The organism is Kitasatospora sp. NPDC089797 (genome assembly GCF_040684795.1).
Lineage (GTDB): Bacteria > Actinomycetota > Actinomycetes > Streptomycetales > Streptomycetaceae > Kitasatospora.
In genome coordinates this window covers 100,878-125,967 of record NZ_JBFBGS010000008.1, presented here as the reverse complement: position 1 = coordinate 125,967, position 25,090 = coordinate 100,878, and the positions used below count along the sequence as shown (strand labels likewise).

Genomic DNA, 25,090 nt, shown 5'->3' with positions numbered 1-25,090 from the left:
CCGGCAGCTCAGACGCCCAGCGGGAGCACGGTGGCCCCGGTCCGGTCGACGCCGAGCCGGTGCGCGGCGAACGCCGGATCGCCGCCGTGGCCGTGCTGCCCGGCGAAGGAGAGCACCTTGTCGACGCCCGCCTCGTCGGTGAGCGCCAGCACGGTCGGACCGGCCCCGGAGATGACCGCCGGGACGCCCTCCGCGCGCAGTGCGCCGACCAGTCCGGCGCTCTCCGGCATGGCGGAGGCGCGGTAGTCCTGGTGCAGCCGGTCCTCGGTGGCGGCGAGGAGCAGTTCGGGCCGCCGGGTCAACGCCTCGACCAGCAGCGCGGACCGGCCCGCGTTGACGGCCGCGTCGGCCAGCGGGACGGTCTTCGGCAGCAGGCCGCGGGCGGTCTCGGTGAGCACCTCGCCGGCCGGGACGAACACCACCGGGACGACCTGCTCGGAGGGCTCCAGGGCGATCGCCTTGGCCGACTCCTCGTCGGTCCACGCGATGGTGAAGTTGCCGCGCAGACAGGCCGCGACGTTGTCCGGGTGGCCCTCCAGCTCGGAGGCGAGGGCCAGCAGCGCGTCGTCGTCCAGCGCGGACGGGCCGCCGATGGTGACCGCGCGGGCGGCCACGATGCCGGCGCAGATGGCGGCCGAGGAGGAGCCCAGGCCGCGGCCGTGCGGTATCCGGTTGGCGCAGACCACCTCGAGGCCGCGGGGCTGGCCGCCGAGCCGGTCGAAGGCGGCCCGCATCGAGCGGATCAGCAGGTGGCGCTCGTCCCGGGGCAGCGTCGCGGCACCCTCGCCGGCGATGTCGACGGAGAGGCCGGAGTCGGCGACCCGGACGACCACGTCGTCGTACAGACCCAGCGCGAGCCCGAAGGCGTCGAAGCCCGGGCCGAGGTTGGCGCTGGTCGCGGGAACCCTGACCCGGACGGCGGCGGCACGGAACGCAGGACCGGCCATGCGGTGGACTCTCCTGGGGAAATCGGGCGGCGCGGAGCGCGTCGTCGGTGCGAGGGGGTGGGAAAGGGCCGCGGGCCCCTCGGGCCTGGCGGTCACAGTCGTCGGCGCGGCCCGTACCAGGACGGGCCCGGGGCATGTGCCACACGGCCGAACCCAGAGTATCGAAGAGAGGTTCCCCAGTGGTACACCCCGTGGGCCTTCGATCTGGTGTGTTGCCGGTTCTGGCCGGAATGCACACCCCCCTCGGTCAAGGAGCGGGGCTAATCGGGGCCGGAATGCGAAGCGGAATTGACACCAAAGTGTCACCGGAGAACGTCGACGGGCCGACCCCCGAAAGGGTCGGCCCGTCGACGCGTCAGGCCCCGGTGTCAGTCGAGCAGTCCGAGCCGGCGGGCCGCCGCCTCGGGGTCGATCGGGACGATCTGCGGCTGCGGCGCGCCGGCCACCGCCCAGTCCGGGTCCTTGAGGCCGTTGCCGGTCACCGTGCAGACGATCCGCTGGCCCGGGTCGACCAGACCGGCCTCCGCCTTGGCCAGCAGCCCGGCCACCGAGGCGGCCGAGGCGGGCTCCACGAAGACGCCCTCCTGTGCGGCCAACAGCCGGTAGGCGGACAGGATCTGACGGTCCGTCACCTTGTCGATGAGGCCGCCGGACTCGTCCCGCGCGGCGAGCGCGAAGTCCCAGGAGGCCGGGTTGCCGATCCGGATCGCGGTGGCGATGGTCTGCGGCGCGAGGACGGGCGCGCCGTCCACGATCGGGGCCGAGCCGGCGGCCTGGAAGCCCCACATCCGCGGGGTGCGCGAGGCCATCCCGTCGGTGGCGTACTCCCGGTAGCCCTTCCAGTAGGCGGTGATGTTGCCCGCGTTGCCGACCGGCAGGACGTGGATGTCCGGGGCGTCGCCGAGCATGTCGACGATCTCGAAGGCCGCCGTCTTCTGGCCCTCGATCCGCACCGGGTTCACGGAGTTGACCAGCGCCACCGGGTACTTCTCGGACAGCTCCCGGGCCAGCGTCAGGCAGTCGTCGAAGTTCCCCTCGACCTGGAGGATCCTGGCGCCGTGGACCAGCGCCTGACCCATCTTGCCCAGGGCGATCTTGCCCTGCGGGACGAGCACGGCGGAGACCATCCCGGCCCGCACGGCGTACGCCGCGGCGGAGGCCGAGGTGTTGCCGGTGGACGCGCAGATGACGGCCTGGGCGCCCTCCTCCTTGGCCTTGGAGATGGCCATCGTCATCCCGCGGTCCTTGAAGGAACCGGTCGGGTTGGCGCCCTCGACCTTGAGGTAGACCTCGCAGCCCGTGCGCTCGGACAGCACCTGGGCGGGCACCAGGGGCGTGCCGCCCTCCAGCAGGGTGACCACCGGGGTGGCCGCGGTGACCGGCAGACGGTCCCGGTACTCCTCGATCAGGCCGCGCCACTGGTGGGTGTGCGCGCCTCGGACGACGTTCTCGGCAACGGCGTTCATGGCTGGTTTCCTTATTCCCCTTCGACCCGCATGATGCTGGCCACGTCCCGCACGCTGTCCAGCGCGCGGAGCTTGTCGACCGTCGCCGACAGTGCGGCGTCGGTGGCACGGTGGGTGACCACGACGAGCGAGGCGTCGCCGTCGCGGCCCTGCTGGCGCACGGTGTCGATGGAGACGCCGTGCTCGGCGAAGACGGACGCGACCTGGGCGAGCACACCCGCCCGGTCGTCCACGTCCAGGCTGACGTGGTAGCGGGTGACCACCTGGTCCATCGGCTTGGCGGGCAGCCGCGTGTACACGGAGTCACCGGGGCCGGTGGCACCGGCCAGCTTGTTGCGGCAGACCGCGACCAGGTCGCCGAGCACCGCGGAGGCGGTCGGCGAGCCGCCCGCGCCCGGGCCGTAGAACATCAGCCGGCCGGCCGCCTCGGCCTCGACGAACACCGCGTTGTACGCCTCGCGGACCGAGGCCAGCGGGTGCGAGAGCGGGATCATCGCCGGGTGCACCCGGGCGGTGACGGACGCGCCGTCGGCGGCCCGCTCGCAGATCGCGAGCAGCTTGACCACGGCGCCCATCTCCTTGGCGGAGGCGATGTCGGCGGCGGTCACCTCGGTGATGCCCTCGCGGTAGACGTCGGCCGCGGTGACCTTGGTGTGGAAGGCGATGCCGGCCAGGATCGCGGCCTTGGCGGCGGCGTCGAAGCCCTCCACGTCGGCCGTCGGATCGGCCTCGGCGTACCCCAGCGCGGTGGCCTCCTCCAGCGCCTCCGAGTAGCCGGCGCCGGTGGTGTCCATCTTGTCGAGGATGAAGTTGGTGGTGCCGTTGACGATGCCCAGCACCCGGTTGACCTTGTCCCCCGCGAGGGACTCGCGCAGCGGGCGCAGCAGCGGGATCGCGCCCGCCACCGCGGCCTCGTAGTAGAGGTCCACCCCGGCCGCGGCGGCGGCCGCGTGCAGCTCGGTGCCGTCCTGGGCGAGCAGCGCCTTGTTGGCGCTGACCACCGAGGCACCCTGCTTGAAGGCCGCCAGGAGCAGCGATTTGGAGGGCTCGATCCCGCCCACCACCTCGACCACGACGTCGATGTCGCCCCGGTTGACCAGGGCCTCGGCGTCGGTGGTGATCAGGTGCTCGGGCACCCCCGGGCGCACCCGGCCGGCCCGGCGGACCGCGATCCCGGCGAGCTCGACCGGGGCACCGATGCGAGCGGCGAGGTCGTCGGCCGTCGTCGTCATGATGCGCGCCACCTCGGAGCCCACCACACCACAACCCAGCAACGCCACCTTCAGCGGGCGCGTACGCATCATCCGACTCCGCTCTGCATTCTTCGTGCTTCGGTATTTCCGGCGGTTTTCAGGCCCCGCCGCGAACTTCGGTCCGTACCAGTCTCGGGGACTTTCCGCACGGATCTACGGTCGTTCCATGATCTGAGACGAGAATTTCGTCATCCGATATCCAGGCGCAGGAGATCCTCCTCCGTCTCGCGCCGGACGATCACCCGGGCCGCGCCGTCCCTGACGGCGAGCACGGGGGGCTTCAGGGCGTGGTTGTAATTGCTCGCCATCGAGCGGCAGTAGGCGCCGGTCGCGGGCACCGCGATCAGGTCGCCCGGGGCGAGGTCGGCCGGCAGGAAGGCGTCCCGGACGACGATGTCGCCGGACTCGCAGTGCTTGCCGACCACCCGCACCAGCATCGGCTCCGCGGAGCTGGTGCGCGACACCAGGGCCACCGAGTACTCGGCGTCGTACAGCGCGGTGCGGATGTTGTCGGACATCCCGCCGTCCACGCTGACGTAGGTGCGCAGGCCCTCCAGCGGCTTGACGGTGCCGACCTCGTACAGGGTGAACGCGGTCGGGCCGACGATCGCCCGGCCCGGCTCCACGCTCAGCCGGGGGGTGTCGAGCCGCGCGGCGGCGCACTCGCGGCGCACGATGTCGGCCAGCGCGGCGGCGATCTCGGCCGGCTCCCGCGGGTCGTCCTCGCTGGTGTAGGCGATGCCCAGGCCGCCGCCCAGGTCGATCTCGGGCAGCTGGACGCCGTGCTCGTCGCGGATCTCCGCGAGCAGGCCGACCACCCGGCGGGCGGCGACCTCGAAGCCCGCCATGTCGAAGATCTGCGAGCCGATGTGCGAGTGGATGCCGCGCAGCTCCAGGCTCGCGTGGCCGAGCACCCGGCGCACCGCCTCGGCGGCCGAGCCGCCGTTCAGCGAGAGGCCGAACTTCTGGTCCTCGTGTGCCGTGGCGATGAACTCGTGGGTGTGCGCCTCGACGCCGACGGTGATCCGGATCAGCACCTGCTGGCGCACGCCGTGCCGGGCGGCGATCGCGGCGAGACGCTCGATCTCCGCGTAGGAGTCGACCACGATGCGTCCGACGCCGGACTTCACCGCGTGTTCGAGTTCGTCCACCGACTTGTTGTTGCCGTGCAGCGCGATCCGCGCCGGCGGCATTCCGGCGGCCAGCGCCACCGCCAGCTCGCCGACGCTGCACACGTCGAGGTTGAGGCCCTCCTCGTGCAGCCAGCGCACGATGGCCTTGGAGAGGAACGCCTTCCCGGCGTAGAAGACGTCGGCGTCGGTGCCGAAGGCGTCCCGCCAGGCGCGGGCCCGGCAGCGGAAGTCCTCCTCGTCCAGCACGTACGCCGGGGTGCCGAACTCGGCCGCCAGCTGCTTGACGTCGATCCCTCCGACGGTGGCCACGCCCTCGGCGTCGCGGACGACGGTGCGCGACCAGACCTTGGGGTCGAGCGCGTTCAGGTCGGTCGGCGGGGCCTGGTAGTGGCCCTCGGGCAGGACGTCGCCGTGGCGGGGGCCTGCGGGATGTGCGGAACGACTCATCGTTGTGCCAGTCCTTCGAGACCTATGGCGAGGGGCGGCGACGGTCCCCGTTGACCGTCAGCCGCCCCCGCCGTGCGCTTGGGGGTGGTGCTTACATCCGCTCGGGCGTCGAGACGCCCAGGAGCGTGAGGCCGTTGGCGAGTACCGTGCGCGTCGCCTCGACCAGCCAGAGGCGGGCGTGCGTGAGGTCCGTGACCTCGTCGTCGCCCTTGGGCAGGACCTGGCAGTTGTCCCAGAAACGGTGGTAGGCGCCGGCCAGCTCCTCCAGGTACACGGCGACCCGGTGCGGCTGGCGGAACTCGCCGGCCTCGGCCAGCACACCGGGGAACTTGGCGAGCTGGCCGAGCAGCTCGTTCTCCCACTGGGTGCCGAGCAGCTCCGGTTTGAAGTCCGCCGAGCGCGTGATGCCCATGTCGGCGGCCTTGCGCTGGAGCGAGGACATCCGGGCGTGCGCGTACTGGACGTAGAAGACGCGGTTCTCGTTGGTCTGGCTGGTCAGGACGTTGATGTCCAGCGTGATCGTCGAGTCCGTGGAGGAGCGCGCCAGGGTGTAGCGGGCGGCGTCGACGCCGATCCACTCGACCACGTCGTCGATCGTGATGATGTTGCCGGCCCGCTTGGACATGCGGACCTCTTCGCCGTCGCGAAGCATCTTCACGAACTGGCCGATCTTCACCTCGATGTTGCGGTCCATGTCGTCGCCCGCGCAGGCCGCGATGGCCTTGAGGCGGTTGACGTAGCCGTGGTGGTCGGCGCCCAGCATGTAGAGCGCGACCTCGGCGCCGCGGTCCCGCTTGGACAGGTAGTACGCGGCGTCGGCGGCGAAGTAGGTCTTGTCGCCGTCGGCCTTGATCAGGACGCGGTCCTTGTCGTCACCGAAGTCGGTGGTGCGCAGGAAGACCGCGCCGTCCTGCTCGAAGACGTGGCCCTGCTCGCGCAGCCGGTCGATGGCCTTCTCGACGGCGCCCGAGTCGTGCAGCGTCCTCTCCGAGAACCACACGTCGAAGTGGGTGCCGAACTCGTCCATCGAGCGCTTGATCTCGGCGACCATGAGCTTGAGGCCCTCGGTGCGGAAGACCTCCAGTTGCTCGGCCTCGGGCAGGTCGAGCACGCCGGGGACGGCGTCGGTGAGCGCCTTGGCGATGTCGACGATGTACTCGCCGACGTAGCCGCCCTCGGGCACCTCGCGGCCGTTCGCGGCGGCCTGGAGGGAGGCGGCGAACTTGCTGATCTGCACGCCGGCGTCGTTGAGGTAGTACTCGGTGGTGACGTCGGCGCCGGAGGCGCGCAGCACGCGGGCCAGCGAGTCGCCGACGGCGGCCCAGCGGACGCCGCCGATGTGGATCGGGCCGGTCGGGTTGGCGGAGACGAACTCCAGGTTGATCCGCAGGCCCTTGAGGGCCTCGTTGCGGCCGTAGGCCTCGCCCGCCTCGACGACGACGCGGGCGAGCGCGCCGGCGGTGGCGGTGTCCAGGGTGATGTTCAGGAAGCCCGGACCGGCGATGTCGACCTTGGCGACGCCGGTGATCCCTCGCAGGCGCTCGGACAGGACCTCGGCAACGGCTCGCGGCGGCTTGCCGGCCGCCTTGGCGAGCTGGAGGGCCACGTTCGTCGCGTAGTCGCCGTGGTCCCGGTTCTTGGGCCGCTCGACCGTCACGTGCTCGGGCACGGCGACGGCCAGCTCGCCCGCCTCGACGGCGGAGCTCACTGCGGCCTGGATTGCCTGGGAAAGGTCTGCGGGGGTCACGACGCCAAGCGTAGGCGAGACGGGGTGCCCGCCCGCCACCCGGTTTGCCGGTCGGGACGCCCCGGCGCGGCTCCGCCGGGGGTGTCAGCCCCGATCCGTACGCTCTGTTCGCTCAGGGCAGAACCCTTCGGGTGCTCCCCCGGCCCGCATCAGCCGTCGCACCAGGGCCACCAGGTCGGCCGGATCGAAGGGCTTGCCGAGGTAGCCGTCCACCCCGACCGCCTCCCCCAGGTCGAGGTCCGCCGGGGTGCAGGCGCTCACGATCGCGATCGGCAGCCCGCTGGTGTCCGGGGTCGCGCGCAGCCGCGCCGCCGTCCGCAGGCCGTCCAGTCGTGGCATCACCACGTCCAGCGTCACCACGTCGGGCTTCACCCGGCGGACCACCTCCAGGCACTCGGCGCCGTCGGCGGCGGTCACCACCTCGAAGCCCTCGAGCTCCAGGTTGACCCTGATCAGCTGGCGGATCACCTCGCTGTCGTCCACCACGAGGACCCGCCCGGACACTCCCGACACCTCACCGAGGGTATCGGCGGCCCCGCCGCCCCGTCCGGCCTTTGGACACTTCCGCCCACCGGGCGGCCGGGCGGCGCCGGCCGCCTCCCGGAAACCCGTGCACGGACCGCGCTCGAAGCCTGGTAGTGTTCATCACGTCGGAACGCGCAAGTGGCCGACAGGCCAATCGGCCCCCGTAGCTCAGGGGATAGAGCACCGCCCTCCGGAGGCGGGTGCGTAGGTTCGAATCCTACCGGGGGCACTTCGCAGGAAGTGCGACTCAGGCCCAGATCAGTGGAGTTGATCCACGGATCTGGGCCTTCGTCATGTCCGGGGCCCGGTTGCCCCGGGCGTTCCGACGGGCCCCGGCCCCGTGGGGGCGAGGTCGGGACCCGTCGGGTCAGGGGGCGCTGCCCTCGACCTGGGTGTACAGGGTGGCGATGGTGTGGTCGAAGTAGGCGCTGTACGAGGTGTCGTCGCTGTCCCCGCCCTGCTGGTAGCCGCCGATGACGCCGACCACGTCACCGGTCGCGGTGTTGATCCACGGGCCGCCGCTGGTGCCGGACGGGTAGGCCGGGCACTGGATGACGCGCTGGTAGGCGCTCTGCTGCCCGGTGGTGTTGGTGCAGAGGTTGGGCTCCTCGGCCGAGGCCGGGTAGCCGTAGAGGCGGACGGTGGCGCCGAAGGGCTCGTCGGTGCCCAGCTTGTTGCCGCCGACCACGTCCTCGACGTTGCGGCCGTTGTTGGGGGCGGTCTCCAGGATCGCGAAGTCCTCGTCCACGTCGCCGTTCTGGGACCAGCCGCTCGCGGTGTGGACCGCGGTCACCTGCCAGGTGCCGTAGGGCGCGGAGCCGTCCCGGTAGCCGGGGGCGAAGGTCACGCCGCCCGGGCTGTTGACGCAGTGCGCGGCGGTCAGCAGCAGGTTGCCGGTGGCGCTGTGCAGCACGCTGGCGGTGCAGAAGTGGTTGCCCGCTCCGACCGGACCGCTGAACAGGGCGCCCACGGTGGAGGTTTCCCGGTTGTCGGCGGGAGCGGGGGCGGTCGTGCCGAGCACGGCGCTGCGCACGTCGGGGGTGGCGGCGGTGGTCGGGGTGCCGGTGGCCGTCGGGGTGTCGGTGGGGGTCGGCGCGGTGGTCGGGGTCGGGCTGCCGCTGGAGGTGGTGTCCGCGACCGGGGCCGTCGAGACCGTGGCGGCGGGCGGGGAGGGCGCCGGGGCGGTGGCGACGGTCCGGGTGCTGCGGGCGACCTTCCCGGCGGCCGTCGCGTCGGCCAGGCTGAACCCGTGCGTGCCGGTCACCACCGCGGCCACCACGACCGCGGACAGCGCGGTGAACAGCGAGGGGGCCAACAGGCGGTGGCGGCGTGACCTCGCGCGGCGGTGCTGACCCATTCCTGACTCCCCTGCCTGGTCGGTAGCGCCTCGTACGGTCCATGACTATGGCGCGTCAGCCTGGAAGGCTCGTTACCGCAGGCTTGGAGCTCGATGAGAATCGCTCACCGGCTCAGGAGCGTATCCAAAACCGGGACACGGCGGCGCCCGCCCGGTTCCCGGGCAGTGGCCGGGAACCGGGCAGGCGACGGGGGTTGACCGCGGGACCTCGCCGGAGGCCTTCAGTCGGAGCGCGGCCGGGCGTCGACGGCGGCCGGGGCGGACGCCTCCGCCGCCGGGCCGACCGGGACGGCGGTCGGGGCGACCGGCGCCGGACGGTGGTCGATCATCAGGAAGGCGACCAGCGCGGCCGCCAGCAGCACGCCCGTCGCGACCCAGGTCGCGACCGCGTAGCCGTGCACGGCGCCCTGCGCCCGGACCAGCGGATCGCTCGCGACCCGGGTGGACAGCCAGGTCGCGGTGGCGCTCGCGGCGATCGTGTTCAGCAGCGCGGTGCCGAGCGAACCGCCCACCTGCTGGGCCGAGTTGATGGTGGCCGAGGCCGCGCCGGCCTCGTTCGGGGCGACCCCGAGGGTGGCCAGGCTCATCGCCGGCATGAACACCAGGCCCATGCCGAAGCCGATCAGCAGCACGGAGGGCAGCACCTGGCCGGCCCACGGGCTGTCCACCTTCATCCGGGTCAGCCACGCCATGCCGGCCGCGGCCAGCAGCAGCCCCGGGGTGATCAGGTTCCGGGACGGCACCCTGGTCATCAGCCGGGCCGCGACACCGGTCGAGCTCAGCACGATGGCGGCCGTCATCGGCAGGAAGGAGATGCCGGAGACCACCGGCGAGAAGTGCTTGATCGCCTGGAGGTAGTAGGTCAGGAACAGGAACAGGCCGAACATGCCGACCATGGCCAGGCCGACGGCCAGCGCGCCGCCGCCCCGGTTGCGCTCGGCCACGATGTGGATCGGCAGCAGCGGGTGCGCGGAGCGCCTCTCGGCCAGGACGAACACCGCGAGCAGCGCCGCGCCCAGCAGCAGCGAGCCGATCACCAGGCCGTCGCTCCAGCCCCGGGTGACGGCCTCGGAGGTGCCGAAGACGATCGCCAGCAGGCCGCCGCAGCCGAGCAGCGCCCCGGGCAGGTCGAGCTTGATCCGGCGCCCCTTGGCGATGTGGTCGCGGTTGAGCACCCGGAACGCCGCGAAGGCGGTGACCGCGGCGATCGGGGTGTTCACGAACAGGCACCAGCGCCAGTCCAGGTACTCGGTGAGCAGGCCGCCGGCGATGAAGCCGATGGCGGCGCCCCCGCCGGCGATCGCCCCGAAGATGCCGAAGGCGGTGCTGCGTTCCTTCGGGTCGGAGAAGGTGGTGGAGAGCAGCCCCAGCGCGGAGGGGGCGAGCAGGGCGCCGAACCCGCCCTGGAGGGCGCGGGCGCCGAAGAGCATGGCCGGGCTGGTGGCCGCGCCGCCGAGGGCGGAGGCGAGGGCGAAGCCGAGCAGGCCGACGGTGAACACCCGCTTGCGGCCGAAGAGGTCGCCGACCCGGCCGCCGAGCAGCAGCAGCCCGCCGAAGGCGAGGGTGTAGGCGGTGATCACCCACTGCCGGTCGGCGTCGGAGATGCCCAGGTCCCGCTGGGCGGACGGCAGCGCGATGTTCACGATGGTGGTGTCGAGGACGATCATGAGCTGGGCGACGGCGATGATCGCCAGCGCCCACCAGCGGCGCCGGCCCGCGCCCTCATGGCCGATGGCGGTTGCGGTGTGCGAAGACACTGGTCGAGCCTTCCGGGGGGAGACGGAGAGGTCACGCAGTCGCCTTCCAGCCAAGACCCGGCCCGGACGAAAGGCAAGGAAAAACCTTGCCAAATCGTCTCATAACGGACATGATCCCGGGCTGCGGGACTCCCGGAGGGGTCCCACGGCCCGGGCCGCCGGGCTCAGAGCACCGACAGTTCCGCGACCAGGTCGTCCAGGCCGAGCGAGCCCTGCGAGAGCGCCGCCATGTGCCAGGCCTTGAGGTCGAACTCCTCGCCGCGCGCCTCGTGCGCCGCCCGCGCCGCCGCCCGGCCGCGCAGCCACGCGCGCTCGCCCAGCTTGTAGCCGATCGCCTGGCCGGGCATGCCCAGGTAGCGCACCAGCTCGCTGTCCAGGAAGTCGGCGGACAGCCCGCAGTAGCGGCCGAAGAACTCCCGGCCGAGCTCCGGGCTCACCGGCTCGCCCGGCCGGAACGGGGAGTCCGCCGGGAAGTCCAGGCCGGCGTGCATGCCGATGTCGACGATGACCCGCAGCGCCCGCATCATCTGGGCGTTGAGGAAGCCCAGCCGGTGGCCCGGGTCGGTGAGGTAGCCGAGCTCGTCCATCAGGCGCTCGGCGTACAGCGCCCAGCCCTCCAGGTTGGCGCTCACCCCGCCGAGGCTCACCTGGTAGGTGGAGAGCCGGTCGGCCACGTAGTTCCACTGCGCGAGCTGCAGGTGGTGGCCGGGGACGCCCTCGTGGTACCAGGTGGAGACCAGGTCCCAGACCGGGAAGCGCTCCCGGCCCAGCAGCGGCAGCCAGGTCCGGCCGGGGCGGCTGAAGTCCAGCGAGGGCGCGGTGTAGTACGGCGCCGCGGCGCTGCCCGCCGGGGCGATCCGGGACTCGACCCGGGTGACCGGCTCGGCCAGGTCGAAGTGGGTGCCCTGGAGGTCCCGGACCGCCTGGTCCATCAGGCCCTGGAGGAACTCCCGGGCCTGCTCGGCGCCCTCGATCCCCGGGCCCGCCTCCTCCAGCCACTTCATCGCCGCCATCGGGTCGGCGCCCGGACGGACCTTCCCGGCCTCGGCGGTCATCTGCGCGTACAGGTCGTGGAACTCGCTCCAGGCCCAGGCGTAGGCCTCGTCCAGGTCCAGCTCGGCGCCGGTCCAGTAGCGCACCCAGCGGCCGTAGCGCTCCCGGCCGACCTGGTCCGGGGTGTCGGCCGCGGCCGGGCCGTACACGTCCCGCAGCCAGTCGCGCAGGGCGGCCAGCGCCTCGGCCGCGGCCACCGCGTGCGCGGACAGCTCGGCGCGCACGGCCTCCGGCGCGGCCTGGACGAACTCGCCGAACCAGCCGCCGGGGGTCTCCCCCGCCAGCCACTCGCCGTACTGGCCGACCACCGTCTCCACCTGGCGCGGGCCGGACAGCAGGCCGCGCTCGATGCCCTCGGTCAGCGTCCGCCGGTACTGCTCCAGCGCCAGCGGGATCCGGGCCAGCCGGCGGCCGATCCGCCGCCAGTCGTCCTCGGTGTCGGCGGGCAGCAGGGTGAAGGCCTCCCGGACGTTGTGCACCGGGGAGCCCAGGTTGCGCACCGCGCGGTAGCCCTCCCCCGCGTCGTGGACGGCGAGTTCGGCGGTCAGCCGCTCGCGCAGCAGCCGCGCGCAGCGGCGCTCGGCCTCCTCGTCGGCGAGGCCGGCCCGCTCGGCCTCGTCCAGCTGCTCCAGGGTGCGGCGGGCGAGGTCGGCGACGGCCCGGTCACCGGCCGGGGAGAGGTCGGGCAGCCGGTCGTCCTCGGGGTTGAGGCCGAGGTAGACCGCGGTCAGCGGGTCGAGGTCGGCCAGGGACCGGACGTAACCGTCAGCGATGCGGCGGGGGGTGTGGTCGCCGCCGGAATTGATCAGTTCTTCAACCATTGGCACATCATCGCGTTGCCGGGGCCGAATGCAAGCCCCGTCACCGGCCGTTGACGGCCCCGACGCCGGCCCGACGCCCGGCCGTTGACGGCCCCGACGCCGGCCCGACGCCCGGCCGTTGACGGCCCCGACGCCGGGCCGGCACCCGGGCGGCGGCGCACCGGGCGGGGCGCGCGGGGAGCGGGGTGCGCGCGGAGCGGCGCGCGGGGAGCGGGGCAAACGCCTGTTCGGGGGGATCCGGCGCGCGACAGGTCCCGATCGGCCCGACGCCCATTACGCTGACCGGCATGGAAGCCCGCCCCACCACGGCAACCGACCCGGTCCGCACGCCCGCCGTCCCCGCACCGCGACCGCGCCGCTCCGGGTACCGGCGGCTGCCGGTCGAACAGCGGCGTGAGCAGCTGATCGCGGTCGCGCTGGAGCTGTTCGCCGCCCGGCCGCCCGAGGAGGTCAGCCTGGACGACGTCGCCGAGGCGGCCGGCGCCTCCCGGCCGCTGGTCTACCGCTACTTCGCGGGCGGCAAGCAGCAGTTGTACGAGGCCGCGCTGCGCACCGCGGCGGACGAGCTGACCGCCCGGTTCGCCGTCCCGCCGACCGGGACGCCGTCCGAGCAGCTGGGGGCCGCGCTGGACGGCTACTTCGCCTTCGTCGCCGAACACGACGCGGGTTACTCGGCGCTGCTGCGCGGCGGTTCGGTGGTGGAGACGGCCCGCACCTCGGCGATCGTGGACGACGTCCGGCGGGCGGCGCTCCGGCGGACCCTGCGGCACCTGGGCGTGCGGGAGGCCGGACCGCGGCTGACGCTGCTGGTGCGCTCGTGGATCGCGGTGGTCGAGGGGGCCTCGCTGAGCTGGCTGGACGAGGGGCGCGCGCTGCCGGTGGACGGGCTGCGGGACTGGCTGGTGGACCAGTTCACGGCGATGGCGGCGGCGACGGCGCTGCACGATCCGCAGACGGCGGAGGTGCTGGCGGGGCTGCTCGCGCTGGAGGGTCCGCGGGCGGAACGGGCCGAGCGGCTGCGCGCGGTGCTGGGCGGCGGCCGGTAGCGGCGGCCGGTCGGGGTGGCCTCCCGACCCCCGTGCCAAGGGTCGGGGCGGCGCGGTGATCAGGCCTTGCCGAGCACCTGGCGCTGCCGGCCCAGGCCGTCGATCTCGATCTCGACCACGTCACCGGGGGCCAGGAACGGCGTGCCCGGACGGCCCAGGGTGACCCCGGCCGGGGTGCCGGTGATGACCACGTCGCCGGGCTCCAGCACCATGAACCGGCTCGCGTAGCGGACCAGTTCGAGCACCGGGAAGATCATCTCCGCGGTGTTGCCGTGCTGCCGCTGCTCGCCGTTGACCCAGAGCCGCAGTGCCAGGGCCTGCGGGTCGGCCACCTCGTCGGCGGTGACCAGCCAGGGCCCGAGCGGGGTGAAGGTCTCCGCCGACTTGCCCTTGTCCCACTGGCCGCCGCGCTCGAACTGGAAGGCCCGCTCGGTGACGTCGTTGGCGATCGTGTACCCGGCGATCACCCCGGCGGCCTCGGCGGGTGAGTCCAGATAGCGGGCGGTGCGGCCGATCACGATCGCCAACTCGGCCTCGTAGTCGGTCTTCTCGCCGTCGCGCGGCACCAGCACCTCGTCGTACGGGCCGACCACCGTGGAGCTCGGCTTGAGGAAGATCACCGGCTCGTCCGGGATCGCGGCCCCGGCCTCGGCCGCGTGGTCGCGGTAGTTGAGCCCGATGCCGACCACCTTGCCCGGCCGGGCCACCGGCGCGCCCACCCGCAGGCCGGCCAGGTCCACCACCGGCAGCGAGCCGGCGGCCACCTCCCGGGCCAACGCGGCGGTGTCCAGTCCGGCCAGGAAGGCCCCGTCGAGGTCACGGGCCCGCCCGGAGAGGTCGTACGCGGTGCCGTCCTCACCCAGTACGACCGGGCGCTCGGCGCCCGGGGGTCCGACGCGGAGGAGCTTCATCGATCCGTCACCAGCCTTTCGTCGCAGCTCACCGGGGCGGCGCGGACACCGCTCCCGAGTCTGGCAACGAGGTATATCAACGGCCCGGGCCCGCCGACCAGACCGTCCCGATGGGCGGATTCCGATCAGATCGCACCAGCGCGAGGGGGCCCGAATCGGTGGCTCGTACGGTTGACAGGGCGGCGGGCCCGGCGCCTCAGCCGCGCTGCGCGCCGCCGCGGCCACCGCCGTCGCCGCGGCCGGTGCCGCCGGTCCGGTCACCGGTGCCGAGCAGCACCCGCAGGCTCAGCGGCCGGGCCCGACCCGGACCGAGCCGGGCCGCCTCGCGCTGCCAGTGGGCGAGGTCGCGACGCAGGTCGGCCCGGGCCTCCGGGGCGGTGCCGGGCTCCGCCACGAGCGCCTCCAGGAGGTCGGCGGCGGCGCCCGGGCTGCCGTCCCGGGCCAGCCAGAGGGCCAGGTCGTGGCAGGTGCGCAGGGTCCGCGGGTCGGCCGGGCCGCAGATCCGGGCGAAGTCGGGGACCAGCTGCACCAGCAGCTCCACCGCGTCCCCGGCCCGGCCCTCGGTGCCGTGCCGCCAGGCCAGGTCGGCCCGGCGGCGCAGCTGCTCCGGGCTGGGGTCGTCCGGCCGCAGCATCCCGGGCCGGATCGCGCGCAGCCGGTCCAGCACCTCGGCGGCGCCGGCGGGCCGGTCGGCCGGCCGCTTGGCGAGCAGTTGGGCGACCAGGTCGGCCAGGGCCGGGTCCTTGCCGCGCACCCGGGGCGGGATCTCGTCCATGTGCTTGCGCATGTACTCGTACGGGGAGTCGGCGCGGAACGGCCGCCGGCCGGTGCTGACCTCGTAGAGCATCACGCCGAAGGCGTAGAGGTCGGCCCGGCCGTCCACGGTGCCGCCGGACCAGCACTCGGGCGCCAGGTAGGGGACGGTGCCGACCACGCTGCCGGTGGAGGTGAGCCCGGTGGCCTGGGTGAGCAGCCGGGCGATGCCGAAGTCCAGCACCTTGGCGTGGTCCCCGCTGTCGGTGATCATCACGTTCTCGGGCTTGATGTCCCGGTGGACCACCTCGTTGCGGTGGGCGTCCGCGAGCGCCTCGCCGACCTGCGCCATCCAGGCCAGCGCGCGGCCGTGGTCCGGCAGGCCCTCCTTGAGGACCGCGGCCAGCGAGCGGCCGCGGATCAGCTCCATCACCAGGTAGTGGACCTCCCCGGTGACATCGGTGACCCGGCCGTAGTCGTGCACGGTGACGATGTGCGGGTTGGAGAGGCTGCCGGCCAGTTTGGCCTCCCGGACGAACCGGCCGACGGCCTCCTGGTCCGCCGCGTGCTCGGCCAGCAGCAGTTTGACCGCGACGGACCGGTCCAGCACGGTGTCGGTCGCCCGCCAGACCACGCCGAAGCCGCCCCTGCCCAGCCACTGGTCCAGCCGGAACCGGCCGCCGAGCACCTCGCCCTTGTGCATGCACTCCCCCAACAGGCCCGCGCCCGTGCGGCGTTCGCCGTCGGCGGGGTCACCATAGCGGCGGTCGGGGACGAACGGGTGAACGGGCCGGGGCCGGGATCAGGGCTTGGGCTTGGGCAGGCCGACGGGGTTGATCTCGGAGGTCCGGACCGCCTCGTTCTCCAGGCCCCAGCGCTTGAGCACCTGCCCGTACGTGCCGTTCCCGATCACCTCGTCGAGCGCGCCGTTGAGCGCCTTGACCAGGCCGTTGTCCTTGCGGGTGGTGGCCGCGATCTTGCCCAGGACGTCCGCGCCGCCGCCCGAGTAGGTGCCGACGACCTCGGTCTGGCCGGTCTGCACGGCGTGGAAGGCCAGGCTGGGGTTGGGGCCGGTGTAGACGTCGATCCGGCCGGAGGAGAGCGCCAGGTAGTACTCGGTGCCGGCGAAGTACTTGATGTCGATCGGCTTGAGGCCGTTGCGGACGTTCTCCTCGCTCCAGGAGATCAGCAGCTTCTCCTGGTTGGTGCCGGTGGCCACGCCGACCGACCGGCCGGCCAGGTCCTTGGCGCCGGTGACCTTGAGCCCGCTGCCCTTCTTCGCCTCGAAGCCGAGGACGTCCAGCCGGTAGGTGGCGAAGTCGTACTTCTCCTTGCGCTCCTCGGTGACGGTGATGTTGGACAGGCCCGCGTCGTACTTGCCGCTGTCCAGGCCGACGAAGATGTTCTCCCAGGAGACCGGGTTGAACTCGACCTTGAGGCCGAGCACGTCGCCGATCAGCGAGGCGATGTCCGGCTCGACGCCGATGATGGTCCGGTCGTCGTCGGCGTAGAAGTCCAGCGGCGGGGTGGTGCCGATCGAGTCGACGACCTTCAGGGTGCCTCTTCTCCTGATCTCCTCCGGCACCAGTGCCGCGATCGCGTCGACCTTGGGCGTGGTCACCCGGTTCTGCTGCGGCGAGAGGTTCACCACCGCGCCGTTCGGCGCGGTGCTGCCCTTGGCCGCGGCGAGGTCCGCCGAGGCGCCGGTGGCGCCGCTGCCGCAGCCGGTCAGCAGGAGGGCGGCGGCGAGCGGTGCGGCGGCCAGCAGGGCGCGACGGGGTAGGGACATGGTGGAACTCCTGCTCGGTGAAGGGGACGGGGTGGGTCAGAGGACCTTGGCCAGGAAGGCCCGGGTGCGCTCGTGCTGCGGGCGGTCCAGGACCTCCGCGGGCGGGCCCTGTTCGACCACCACGCCGCCGTCCATGAAGACCACGGTGTCGGCGACCTCGCGGGCGAAGCCGATCTCATGGGTGACCACGATCATCGTGGTGCCGCTGCGGGCGAGGTCCTTGATGACGTCCAGCACCTCGCCGACCAGCTCGGGGTCGAGCGCCGAGGTCGGCTCGTCGAACAGCAGCACCTTGGGCTCCAGCGCCAGCGCCCGGGCGATCGCCACCCGCTGCTGCTGGCCGCCGGACAGCTGCCGGGGGTAGGCGGCGGCCTTGTCGGCCAGCCCGACCCGCTCCAGCAGGGCCAGCGCCCCCGCCCGCGCCACGGCCCGGGAGCGGCCGAGCGCGGCGATCGGCGCCTCGACCAGGTTCTCCAGCACGGTCAGGTGCGGGAAGAGGTTGAAGTTCTGGAACACGAAGCCGATGCCGGTGCGCTGGCGCAGCACCTCGCGCTCCTTGAGCTCGTGCAGCCGGTCGCCGGAGCGCCGGTAGCCGATCAGCTCGCCGTCGATGGCGACGTAGCCGCGGTCGAGCTTCTCCAGGTGGTTGATCGCCCGCAGCAGGGTGGACTTCCCGGAGCCGGACGGGCCGAGCACCACGGTGACCGAGCCGGCCGGGACGTCCAGGTCGACCCCGCGCAGCACCTCCAGGCGGCCGAAGCTCTTGTGCAGGCCGCGGACCTGCACCATCGGGGCGGCCTTGGTCGGGGTCGTCACGGGGTTCCTCCGGAGGTGCTGGTGCGGGTCCGTGCGAACGCCCGCAGGCGCTGCAGCGGGGTGGGCGGCGGGGTGCGCCGGGCGCCCCGGGCGAAGTAGCGCTCGACGTAGTACTGGCCGATCGACAGCACCGTGGTGAGCACCACGTACCAGACCGTGGCGACCATCAGCAGCGGCACCACCCGGCCGGTCCGGCCGTAGATCACCTGGGCCTGGTAGAACAGCTCGCCGATGGCCATCACGTAGACCACCGAGGTGCCCTTGAGCAGCGAGACCACCTCGTTGGCGGCGGCCGGCAGGATGCCCCGCATGGCCTGGGGCAGCACGATCCGCCAGGCCTGCCGCCGGCGCGGGATGCCGAGCGCGGCGGCGGCCTCGCGCTGGCCGGCCTCCACCGAGAGGACGCCGCCGCGGATGATCTCGGCGGCGAACGCGGCCTGGTGCAGCCCGAGTCCGAGCACGGCGGCGCCCAGCGCGCCGAGCACGCCGACCGTCTCGAACTCGCCGAAGGTCGGGCCGAACGGGATGCCGAAGCCGAACCGCTTGTAGAGGTAGGAGAGGTTGAACCAGAACACCAGCTGGACGATCAGCGGGATCGAGCGGAACACCCAGACGTACGCCCAGGCGATGGTCCGCAGGATCGCGCTGCGGGACAGCCGCATCGCGGCCACCACGGCGCCGAGCGCGAAGCCCAGCACCGTTCCGTAGGCGGTGAGTTCGAGGGTGCGGCCGATCGCCTGGAGGATGGTGTCGGCGGTGAAGTAGAGCCGGAAGGTGGGCCAGTCCCAGGCGGGGTTGGTGGCCAGGCCGTGCAGGAACTGGACCAGGACGACGAGGGCGGCGAGCCCGGCCGCCCAGCGCCACGGGTGCCGGGCGGGGACGGTCCGCAGGGCGTCCAGCTCGGCGGCGTCGAGGCCGGGGCCGGTGTCGGGTCCGGGGTCCGGGACGGGTCCGGAGCCCCGGGCGGGCGCGGGGTCCGGGGCGGCTGCGGGTCTCGGCGGGGCGGGTACGTCCGGGGTGCTGGTGGTCATCGGGACTCCTTGGACAGGCCCTGCGGTCAGGGGTGTTCGGGCGGGCTGATCTGCGATTCCTTGATCGCCGAGTCGGTGAGCCCCCACTTCCGGAGGATCCGCTGGTACGTCCCGTCCTTGATCAGCTGGTTGACCGCCGCCTGGAAGGCCGGGGTGAGCGGGGAGCCCTTCTTGAAGGCGAAGCCGACGTCCAGCCGGTGGAACTCGTTGAGGAAGCGCACTCCGGCGGCCTCCTGGGAGGCCTGGTGGCGCAGGCCGTTGATGGTCGACATCTCGACGTCAACCCGGCCCTGCTGGAGGCCGGTCAGCAGGGCCCCGCCCTCACTGAACGCCTTGACCTCGAACGGCTTCCTCCCGGCGTCGGTGCAGACGCTCCTCTTCGCGTTGAGCGTGGTCTCGAAGGTGGTGCCGGCGCCGGTGCCGATGGTCAGCCCGCAGAGCTGGACCAGGTCGGTGACCGGCTGGACGGCGGTGTTGTCCTTCTTCACCGCGAAGCCCTGGCCGTCGTCGATGTAGGTGACGAAGTCGATGGTCCTCAGCCGGGCGGTGGTGACCCCGAAGTTGCCGGTGCCGACGTCGAACTTGCCGCTGTCCAGGGCGGGCAGGATGGTCTCGAAGGCGGCCTCCTGGCGCCGCACGGTCAGGCCGAGCACCTTGGCGACCGCGTCGGTGAAGTCCACGTCGACGCCGACCGGCTTCTTGGTGGCCTGGTCGGCGTAGAAGGCGCTGGGCGGGGCACCGAAGGACGATCCGAAGGTCAGCGTGCCGGACGCGCGCACCTCCGCGGGCAGCAGCGCGGCGGCGGTGTCCGACCTGGCCACGCCGGAGACGACGTCCTCGGTGGCGGTGGCGGCCGGTCCGTCCGCCCCCGCCGGACCCACGATCTCCGGGTCGGAGCCGCAGGCGGCCAGTGCCAGGACCGGCAGCAGGGCGGTGGTCGCGAGCAGGCGGCGGCGGACGGTGGTGGTTCTCACGGGGGGCCTTTCAGCGGGTCGGGAGCAGAGCCGGCAGCGGCTTCTCGAACGGGAGCGGGCCGATGGTCAGGGGATCGGCGGTGACGTCGAACAGCGGGGTGTAGCCGGCCGCCAGGTAGAGGCCCTTGGCCTCGGGCTGGCGCGGGCCGGTGGTGAGGAAGATCCGGCGGTAGCCGGCGGCCGCGGCGGTCCGCTCCAGTTCGGCCAGCACCCGGCGGGCCAGGCCCCGGCGGCGGTGCGCGGAGTGGGTCCACATCCGCTTCACCTCGGCGGTGTGCCCGTCGTACCGCTTGTAGGCGCCGCCGGCCACCGGCTCGCCGTCCTCCAGCAGGAGCAGCAGCACGCCGTGCGGCTCGGCGAAGGCGTCGACCGGGTAGCGGGTCATCTCCTCGCGGGCCGTGGGGCCGTAGCGGGTGACGTACTCGTGGGTGAGCTCCCGCAGCAGCGGTTCGACCAGCGGGTCCGCCAGGGCGACCCGGCGGAACTCCTGCTGGTGCGGGTCGCTCACGCCTGCACCGCGATCAGCTGGTGCCGGTCCCGCTCGGCGCGCTCGGCCGCGGCGGCCGCCTCGGCGGCCCTGGCGGCGTCCCGCTTGGCGACCTCCTCGCGGACGATCGGGATGACGTACCGGCCGAAGTCGATCGCGTCGTCCAGCAGGTCGTAGCCGCGGGCGGACAGGATGTCCACGCCGAGGTCGTAGTAGTCCAGCAGCGCCTGGGCGACCGTCTCCGGGGTGCCGACCAGCGCGTTGGAGTTGCCCGCGCCCCCGGTGGCCGCGGCGGTCGGCGTCCACAGCGCGCGGTCGTAGCGCTCGCCGGCCTCGGCGATCTCGATCAGCCGCTGGGAGCCGGTGTTCTCAGGTGTCGCGGCCGCCGGCCGGCGGCGGGGCGCGAGCTCGCCGTTCTCCCGGCGGGCCCGGATGGCGGCCACCGTGCGGTGCGCCTTCTCCCAGGCCAGCTCCTCGGTCGGGGCGATGATCGGCCGGAACGCCACCTGGATCCGCGGCAGGTCGCTGCGCCCGGCAGCCTGGGCTGCCTCCTTCACCCGCTCGATCTGCTCGGCGGTGCGGGCCAGCGGCTCGCCCCACAGGCAGTAGATGTCGGCCTCGGCGCCGCCGGCCGCGTAGGCGGCGTCCGAGGAGCCGCCGAAGGAGACCGCCGGGCGCGGCTGCTGGACGGGGAAGACGTCGGAGACGAAGTCGTGGAAGCGGTAGTGCGGGCCCTCGTGGTCGAACGGCTCCCGGCTGGTCCAGGCCTTCTTCACGATGCCGATGTACTCGCGGGTGCGTGCGTAGCGCTGGTCCTTGGTGAGGAAGTCGCCCTCGCGCTGCTGCTCGTGGTCGGTGCCACCGGTGATGAAGTGGACGGTCAGCCGGCCGTCGCTGATCCGGTCCAGGGTGGCGAAGGTCTTGGCGGCGAAGGTCGGGTAGGACACGTTCGGCCGGTGGGCGAGCAGGATCTGGAGCCGGTCGAGGTGCGAGGCGAGGAAGGCCGCCGCGGCCGCGGGCTCCGGGGCTCCGGAGCCGTACGCGAAGAGCACCCGGTCCCAGCCGTGGTCCTCGTGCGCCCGGGCCAGCCGCAGGGTGTAGTCGCGGTCGAAGGAGGCGGTGGTGCGCGGGTTGGTCTCCGAACCGTCGCCGGTGGCGGCGATGCCGAGGAATTCGACGGGCATGGCGGAACCTTTCGGGTGGGCTGGGCCGGCGGCTGCGGGTGGGCAGGCCGGAGGCGGCCGCGGCGGGGCGGCCGTCGAGCACGAGGGGGCGGGTGACGGCGGGCTGGAGTGACGGCGAAGGGGAACGGCCGGAGCGCAGTGCGAGGGTGGTGACGAGCGGGGCGGCAGCGCGCGACCGACGATCCGTCAGCGAGGCGGACGGACGTCGTTCTCCCGGCCCGCGACGGGGCACACCGAGGGAGGGGACTCCCCGAGGAGGATCAGGCCGGACGGGCGGCCCGCTGCCGGGTCAGCCGCGACACGCCGCGGACCACACCCGACCGAAGTCGATGTGGTCGCGGGTGACCAGGGGCTGCTCGGCGTACATGGCCTCAAGTTGAGCAGTCGGCCGACTGGTACGTCAACCGTCCATCATTGCCGCACTGTTGCGATCTCCTGTCGCTTCTCCGACAGGGTGCGACCGGCCCCGCACCGCTGTCGATCGCGGCCCGATCACCCTTGACAGCCCTCGATCGCGCACGCGTACGATCGCAGCGGAGTGCAGTGCCGCGCACCGGCCGTGTTGAGGGACACGGGCCGGCGCCCGAGGGACCCGTACGTGATCACGCCCGTACCCCGCCCCGCCCGTACTCCGCCCAGGAGCCGCCGTCATGGCCACCCCGCAGGACCTCCTGCCCGCCCCCGCCCGCGCCGAGAGCCCGCCACCGCCACCGGCCCCCGAGGCCCGGATCGTCGCCCGCCGCAAGCCCGGGCAGTGGATCGCCGCCGCCGTCGCCCTGCTGCTGGCCGCGATGGCGGTCGGCTCGGTGGTCCGCAACCGGGCCTTCCAGTGGAGTGTGGTCGCCGAGTGGTTCACCGCCCGGTCCGTCCTCGACGGCCTGGGTCTGACCCTGTGGCTGACGGCCGTCACCCTCGCCCTCGGCTTCGTGTTCGGCACCGTCCTCGCCACCATGCGGATGTCCACCAACCCGGTGCTGCGCACGCTCAGTTGGGGCTACATCTGGATCTTCCGGGCGACCCCGCCGCTGGTCCAGCTGCTGTTCTTCTTCAACATCGGCGCGCTCTACCCGACCCTCGGCCTCGGCATCCCCTTCGGCCCCGAGTTCGTCACCGTGAAGACCGTCAACCTGATCGGCCCCACCCTGACCGCCGTCATCGGACTCACCCTGCTGGAGACCGCGTACGCCGCCGAGGTGATCCGCGGCGGCATCCTCTCCGTCGACCGCGGCCAGCTGGAGGCGGCCGCCGCGCTCGGGCTCGGCCGGTGGCGGGTGCTGCGCCGGATCGTGGTGCCGCAGGCGATGCGCTCGATCGTGCCCACCGCCGGGAACATGCTGATCGGCGCGCTCAAGGGCACCAGCATCGTCAGCGTGCTGGCCGTCTCCGACCTGCTCTACTCGGTGCAGCTGGTCTACCTGCAGTCCTACCGGGTCATCCCGATGCTGATGGTCGCCACCATCTGGTACCTGGTGGTCACCACCGTGCTGTCCGTCGGCCAGTACTACGTCGAGCGCCACTTCGCCAAGGGCGCCACCCGGGACGGCCTGCCGCCCACCCCGCTGCAACGCGCCCGCGCGGCCTTCGGGAAGGCGGCCCGGGCATGACGACGCTGGTGATCGTCGGGGCCGGGCCGCGCGGCACCGGACTGCTGGAGCGGATCGCCGCCAACGCCGCCGAACTCCTCCCCGCCGACCGGCCGTTGGAGATCCACCTGGTCGACCCGCACCCGCCCGGAGCGGGCCGGATCTGGCGCCACGAACAGTCCCCGCTGCTGCGGATGAACTCGATGGCCGAGGACGTCACGATGTTCACCGACGAGCGCGCCACCCTCGACGGCCCGGTCCGCCCCGGCCCCTCACTGGCCGAATGGGCCCGCCGGCCCGAGGAGTTCGCACCCTTCCGGGCGGTCGAGGACCCGGCCGTCCGGGCCGAACTGCGCGACCTGGCGCCCACCGACTTCCCCACCCGGCGGGCCCAGAGCGCCTACCTGGACTGGGTGTTCCGCCGCGCGGTCGCCGACCTCCCGCCGCAGGTCACGGTCACCGTCCACCGGGACACCGTGCGACGGATCGACGGACCGGCCGACGGCCCGCAGACCGTCCACCTCGACGGCCGCACGCTCACCGCCGACCACGTCGCCCTCACCCTGGGCCACCTCGACTCCGCCCCGCACCCCCGCTACGCCGCCGACGCCGCGTTCGCCGCCCGGCACCGCCGCTTCCACCTCCCGCCCGCCTACTCCGCCGACGTCGAAACCGAGTTGGCCCGGATCGCGCCCGGCGAGCAGGTGGTCCTGCGCGGCCTCGGCCTGGCCTCGGTCGACCTGGTCGCCATGCTCACTGAGGGCCGCGGCGGGCGCTTCGAGCCGACCGGCGACGGGCCCGGACTGCGCTACCTCCCGTCCGGCCGCGAACCGGTGCTGCACCTCGGCTCCCGCCGCGGCGTCCCGTACCACTCCAAGACCGGCTACCGGCTCCAGGGCCCGCCCGCCCCGCTCCCCCGGTACTTCGACGCGGCCGCCGTGGACGCCCTGATCGCCACCGGCCGGACCCTCGAACTCCGCCGGGACGCCTGGCCGTTGATGGCCAAGGAGATCGGCTTCGGCCACTACCACGAGCTGTTCCACGCCCACCCGGAACGCACCGCACTGCCCTGGCCGGAGTTCCTGGCCCGCTACGACCGGCACGACTGGTACTCCCCCGGACTCGCCGCGCTGGTGGCCGAGGCCGTGCCCGACCCGGCCGACCGGATCGACTTCGAGCGGCTCGACCACCCGCTCGCCGGGCTCGAACTCGGCTCCGCCGAGGAGCTCCAGACCCACCTGCGCGGGTACGTCACCGCCGACGTCGACCGCCGCGCCGACCCGGCCCACAGCGCCGACCTGGGCGCCTTCCTCGCCCTGCTCTCGCTGTTCGGCCAGCTCCCCCGGCTGCTGGCCGGCGGCCGGCTCACCGCCCGCTCGGTCGCCGAGGAGGTGGACGGCTGGTTCTTCGGCTACTTCAGCTTCCTGGCCTCCGGCCCGCCCGGCTTCCGGCTGCGCCAACTGCTGGCGCTCTCCGAGGCCGGGGTGGTCCGCTTCCTCGGCGCGGGCGTCCGGGTCGAGCGGGACGCCGCCACCGGCACCTGGCGGGCCTCCGGTGCCACCGTGCCCGGCCACACCGTCACCGCCACCGCCCTGGTCGAGGCCTACCTGCCCAAGCACGCGCTGGCCCGCACCCTCGACCCGGTGCTGCGCGAGCTGCACCGGTCCGGCCGGGTGGTGGAGGAGGTGCTGAGCGACCACGAGCACACCCACCGCTCCGGCCTGGTCACCATCGACCCGGCCGACAGCCGACTGCTCGACCCGGCCCTGGGCGGCGCACCGCACCCGCGCCGCACCGCCCTCGGCCCGCACACCAACCTGCGCGCGGCGGCCGCCTTCGCCCGCCCGCGCACCAACTCCCCGGGCTTCCGGCAGAACGACGCCGCCGCCCGGGCACTGCTCCGGGCCCTGGCGGCCCTCCCGACGGGGGCGCTGGTGGGCTGAGCCGCGCCCGGGGCGGACCGGGCAGCCCGCCCCGGGCGCCCCGGGTGCCCCGGCCCCGAGGCGCTCC

The 25,090-nt window shown here is 73.5% G+C and carries 20 protein-coding genes and 1 tRNA gene; 4 read left to right on the top strand and 17 right to left on the bottom strand.

Features of this window, described 5'->3' with window-relative positions:
• Positions 1-8 precede the first annotated feature (8 nt).
• The 6 genes from thrB to AB0O91_RS08615 all read right to left on the bottom strand — a co-directional run bounded on the left by thrB (position 9) and on the right by AB0O91_RS08615 (position 7,497).
• Complete coding sequence (gene thrB / locus AB0O91_RS08640; RefSeq protein ID WP_363429345.1) at positions 9-947, bottom strand: homoserine kinase; 939 nt, start codon at positions 945-947, stop codon at positions 9-11.
• A 368-nt stretch (positions 948-1,315) separates the two neighbouring features.
• The gene (thrC, locus tag AB0O91_RS08635; protein ID WP_363429342.1) at positions 1,316-2,413 is read right to left on the bottom strand and encodes a threonine synthase; all 1,098 of its coding nucleotides are present in this window, start codon (positions 2,411-2,413) and stop codon (positions 1,316-1,318) included.
• Positions 2,414-2,424: 11 nt separating this feature from the next.
• Entirely contained in the window at positions 2,425-3,717 is a 1,293-nt protein-coding gene (locus AB0O91_RS08630; RefSeq protein ID WP_363429340.1) for a homoserine dehydrogenase, read from the bottom strand.
• Between the two features lie 137 nt (positions 3,718-3,854).
• Positions 3,855-5,246, bottom strand: a complete 1,392-nt coding sequence (gene lysA / locus AB0O91_RS08625) for a diaminopimelate decarboxylase (RefSeq protein WP_363429338.1) — start codon at positions 5,244-5,246, stop codon at positions 3,855-3,857.
• A gap of 91 nt (positions 5,247-5,337) precedes the next feature.
• Positions 5,338-6,993 carry an arginine--tRNA ligase gene (argS, locus tag AB0O91_RS08620; protein WP_363429336.1) on the bottom strand — a complete coding sequence of 552 codons (1,656 nt, stop codon included), beginning with the start codon at positions 6,991-6,993 and terminating at the stop codon, positions 5,338-5,340.
• An 84-nt stretch (positions 6,994-7,077) separates the two neighbouring features.
• Complete coding sequence (locus AB0O91_RS08615) at positions 7,078-7,497, bottom strand: response regulator (RefSeq protein WP_363429477.1); 420 nt, start codon at positions 7,495-7,497, stop codon at positions 7,078-7,080.
• A gap of 178 nt (positions 7,498-7,675) precedes the next feature.
• Here AB0O91_RS08615 and AB0O91_RS08610 point away from each other — a divergent pair.
• A tRNA-Arg gene (locus tag AB0O91_RS08610) sits at positions 7,676-7,747 on the top strand.
• 138 nt (positions 7,748-7,885) lie between these two features.
• On the opposite strand, the gene AB0O91_RS08605 is transcribed toward AB0O91_RS08610, so the two are convergent.
• From AB0O91_RS08605 to AB0O91_RS08595, 3 genes are all read right to left on the bottom strand, one after another.
• A complete protein-coding gene (locus AB0O91_RS08605) occupies positions 7,886-8,875 on the bottom strand; it encodes a serine protease (RefSeq protein ID WP_363429334.1) in 990 nt (329 codons plus the stop codon).
• Between the two features lie 221 nt (positions 8,876-9,096).
• Positions 9,097-10,632 carry an MFS transporter gene (locus AB0O91_RS08600; protein WP_363429332.1) on the bottom strand — a complete coding sequence of 512 codons (1,536 nt, stop codon included), beginning with the start codon at positions 10,630-10,632 and terminating at the stop codon, positions 9,097-9,099.
• Between the two features lie 164 nt (positions 10,633-10,796).
• The gene (locus tag AB0O91_RS08595; protein ID WP_363429330.1) at positions 10,797-12,506 is read right to left on the bottom strand and encodes a DUF885 domain-containing protein; all 1,710 of its coding nucleotides are present in this window, start codon (positions 12,504-12,506) and stop codon (positions 10,797-10,799) included.
• 287 nt (positions 12,507-12,793) lie between these two features.
• Between AB0O91_RS08595 and AB0O91_RS08590 the strand changes: the two genes are divergently transcribed.
• Complete coding sequence (locus AB0O91_RS08590; RefSeq protein ID WP_363429328.1) at positions 12,794-13,552, top strand: helix-turn-helix domain-containing protein; 759 nt, start codon at positions 12,794-12,796, stop codon at positions 13,550-13,552.
• Between the two features lie 59 nt (positions 13,553-13,611).
• Here AB0O91_RS08590 and AB0O91_RS08585 read toward each other — a convergent pair whose 3' ends face one another.
• The 8 genes from AB0O91_RS08585 to AB0O91_RS08550 form a co-directional block, all read right to left on the bottom strand.
• Positions 13,612-14,463, bottom strand: coding sequence for a fumarylacetoacetate hydrolase family protein (locus AB0O91_RS08585; RefSeq protein ID WP_363429326.1), 852 nt, complete (start codon positions 14,461-14,463; stop codon positions 13,612-13,614).
• Between the two features lie 196 nt (positions 14,464-14,659).
• Positions 14,660-15,919 carry a serine/threonine-protein kinase gene (locus AB0O91_RS08580; RefSeq protein WP_363429324.1) on the bottom strand — a complete coding sequence of 420 codons (1,260 nt, stop codon included), beginning with the start codon at positions 15,917-15,919 and terminating at the stop codon, positions 14,660-14,662.
• 99 nt (positions 15,920-16,018) lie between these two features.
• On the bottom strand, positions 16,019-17,005 hold the full coding sequence (locus tag AB0O91_RS08575; RefSeq protein WP_363429322.1) for an ABC transporter substrate-binding protein: 987 nt from the start codon (positions 17,003-17,005) through the stop codon (positions 16,019-16,021).
• Positions 17,006-17,041: 36 nt separating this feature from the next.
• The gene (locus AB0O91_RS08570; RefSeq protein WP_363429475.1) at positions 17,042-17,794 is read right to left on the bottom strand and encodes an amino acid ABC transporter ATP-binding protein; all 753 of its coding nucleotides are present in this window, start codon (positions 17,792-17,794) and stop codon (positions 17,042-17,044) included.
• Between the two features lie 23 nt (positions 17,795-17,817).
• On the bottom strand, positions 17,818-18,852 hold the full coding sequence (locus AB0O91_RS08565; RefSeq protein ID WP_363429320.1) for an amino acid ABC transporter permease: 1,035 nt from the start codon (positions 18,850-18,852) through the stop codon (positions 17,818-17,820).
• A 26-nt stretch (positions 18,853-18,878) separates the two neighbouring features.
• Positions 18,879-19,826, bottom strand: a complete 948-nt coding sequence (locus AB0O91_RS08560; protein WP_363429318.1) for an ABC transporter substrate-binding protein — start codon at positions 19,824-19,826, stop codon at positions 18,879-18,881.
• A 10-nt stretch (positions 19,827-19,836) separates the two neighbouring features.
• Positions 19,837-20,334, bottom strand: a complete 498-nt coding sequence (locus tag AB0O91_RS08555; protein ID WP_363429316.1) for a GNAT family N-acetyltransferase — start codon at positions 20,332-20,334, stop codon at positions 19,837-19,839.
• Complete coding sequence (locus tag AB0O91_RS08550; RefSeq protein WP_363429314.1) at positions 20,331-21,497, bottom strand: LLM class flavin-dependent oxidoreductase; 1,167 nt, start codon at positions 21,495-21,497, stop codon at positions 20,331-20,333. The genes AB0O91_RS08555 and AB0O91_RS08550 overlap by 4 nt, the downstream gene beginning before the upstream one ends.
• Positions 21,498-22,147: 650 nt before the next feature.
• Here AB0O91_RS08550 and AB0O91_RS08545 point away from each other — a divergent pair.
• Together AB0O91_RS08545 and AB0O91_RS08540 are read left to right on the top strand one after the other, a co-directional pair.
• Positions 22,148-23,101, top strand: coding sequence for an amino acid ABC transporter permease (locus AB0O91_RS08545; RefSeq protein WP_363429312.1), 954 nt, complete (start codon positions 22,148-22,150; stop codon positions 23,099-23,101).
• Positions 23,098-25,023, top strand: a complete 1,926-nt coding sequence (locus tag AB0O91_RS08540) for an FAD/NAD(P)-binding protein (protein ID WP_363429310.1) — start codon at positions 23,098-23,100, stop codon at positions 25,021-25,023. The genes AB0O91_RS08545 and AB0O91_RS08540 overlap by 4 nt, the downstream gene beginning before the upstream one ends.
• The last annotated feature ends 67 nt before the right edge of the window (positions 25,024-25,090 follow it).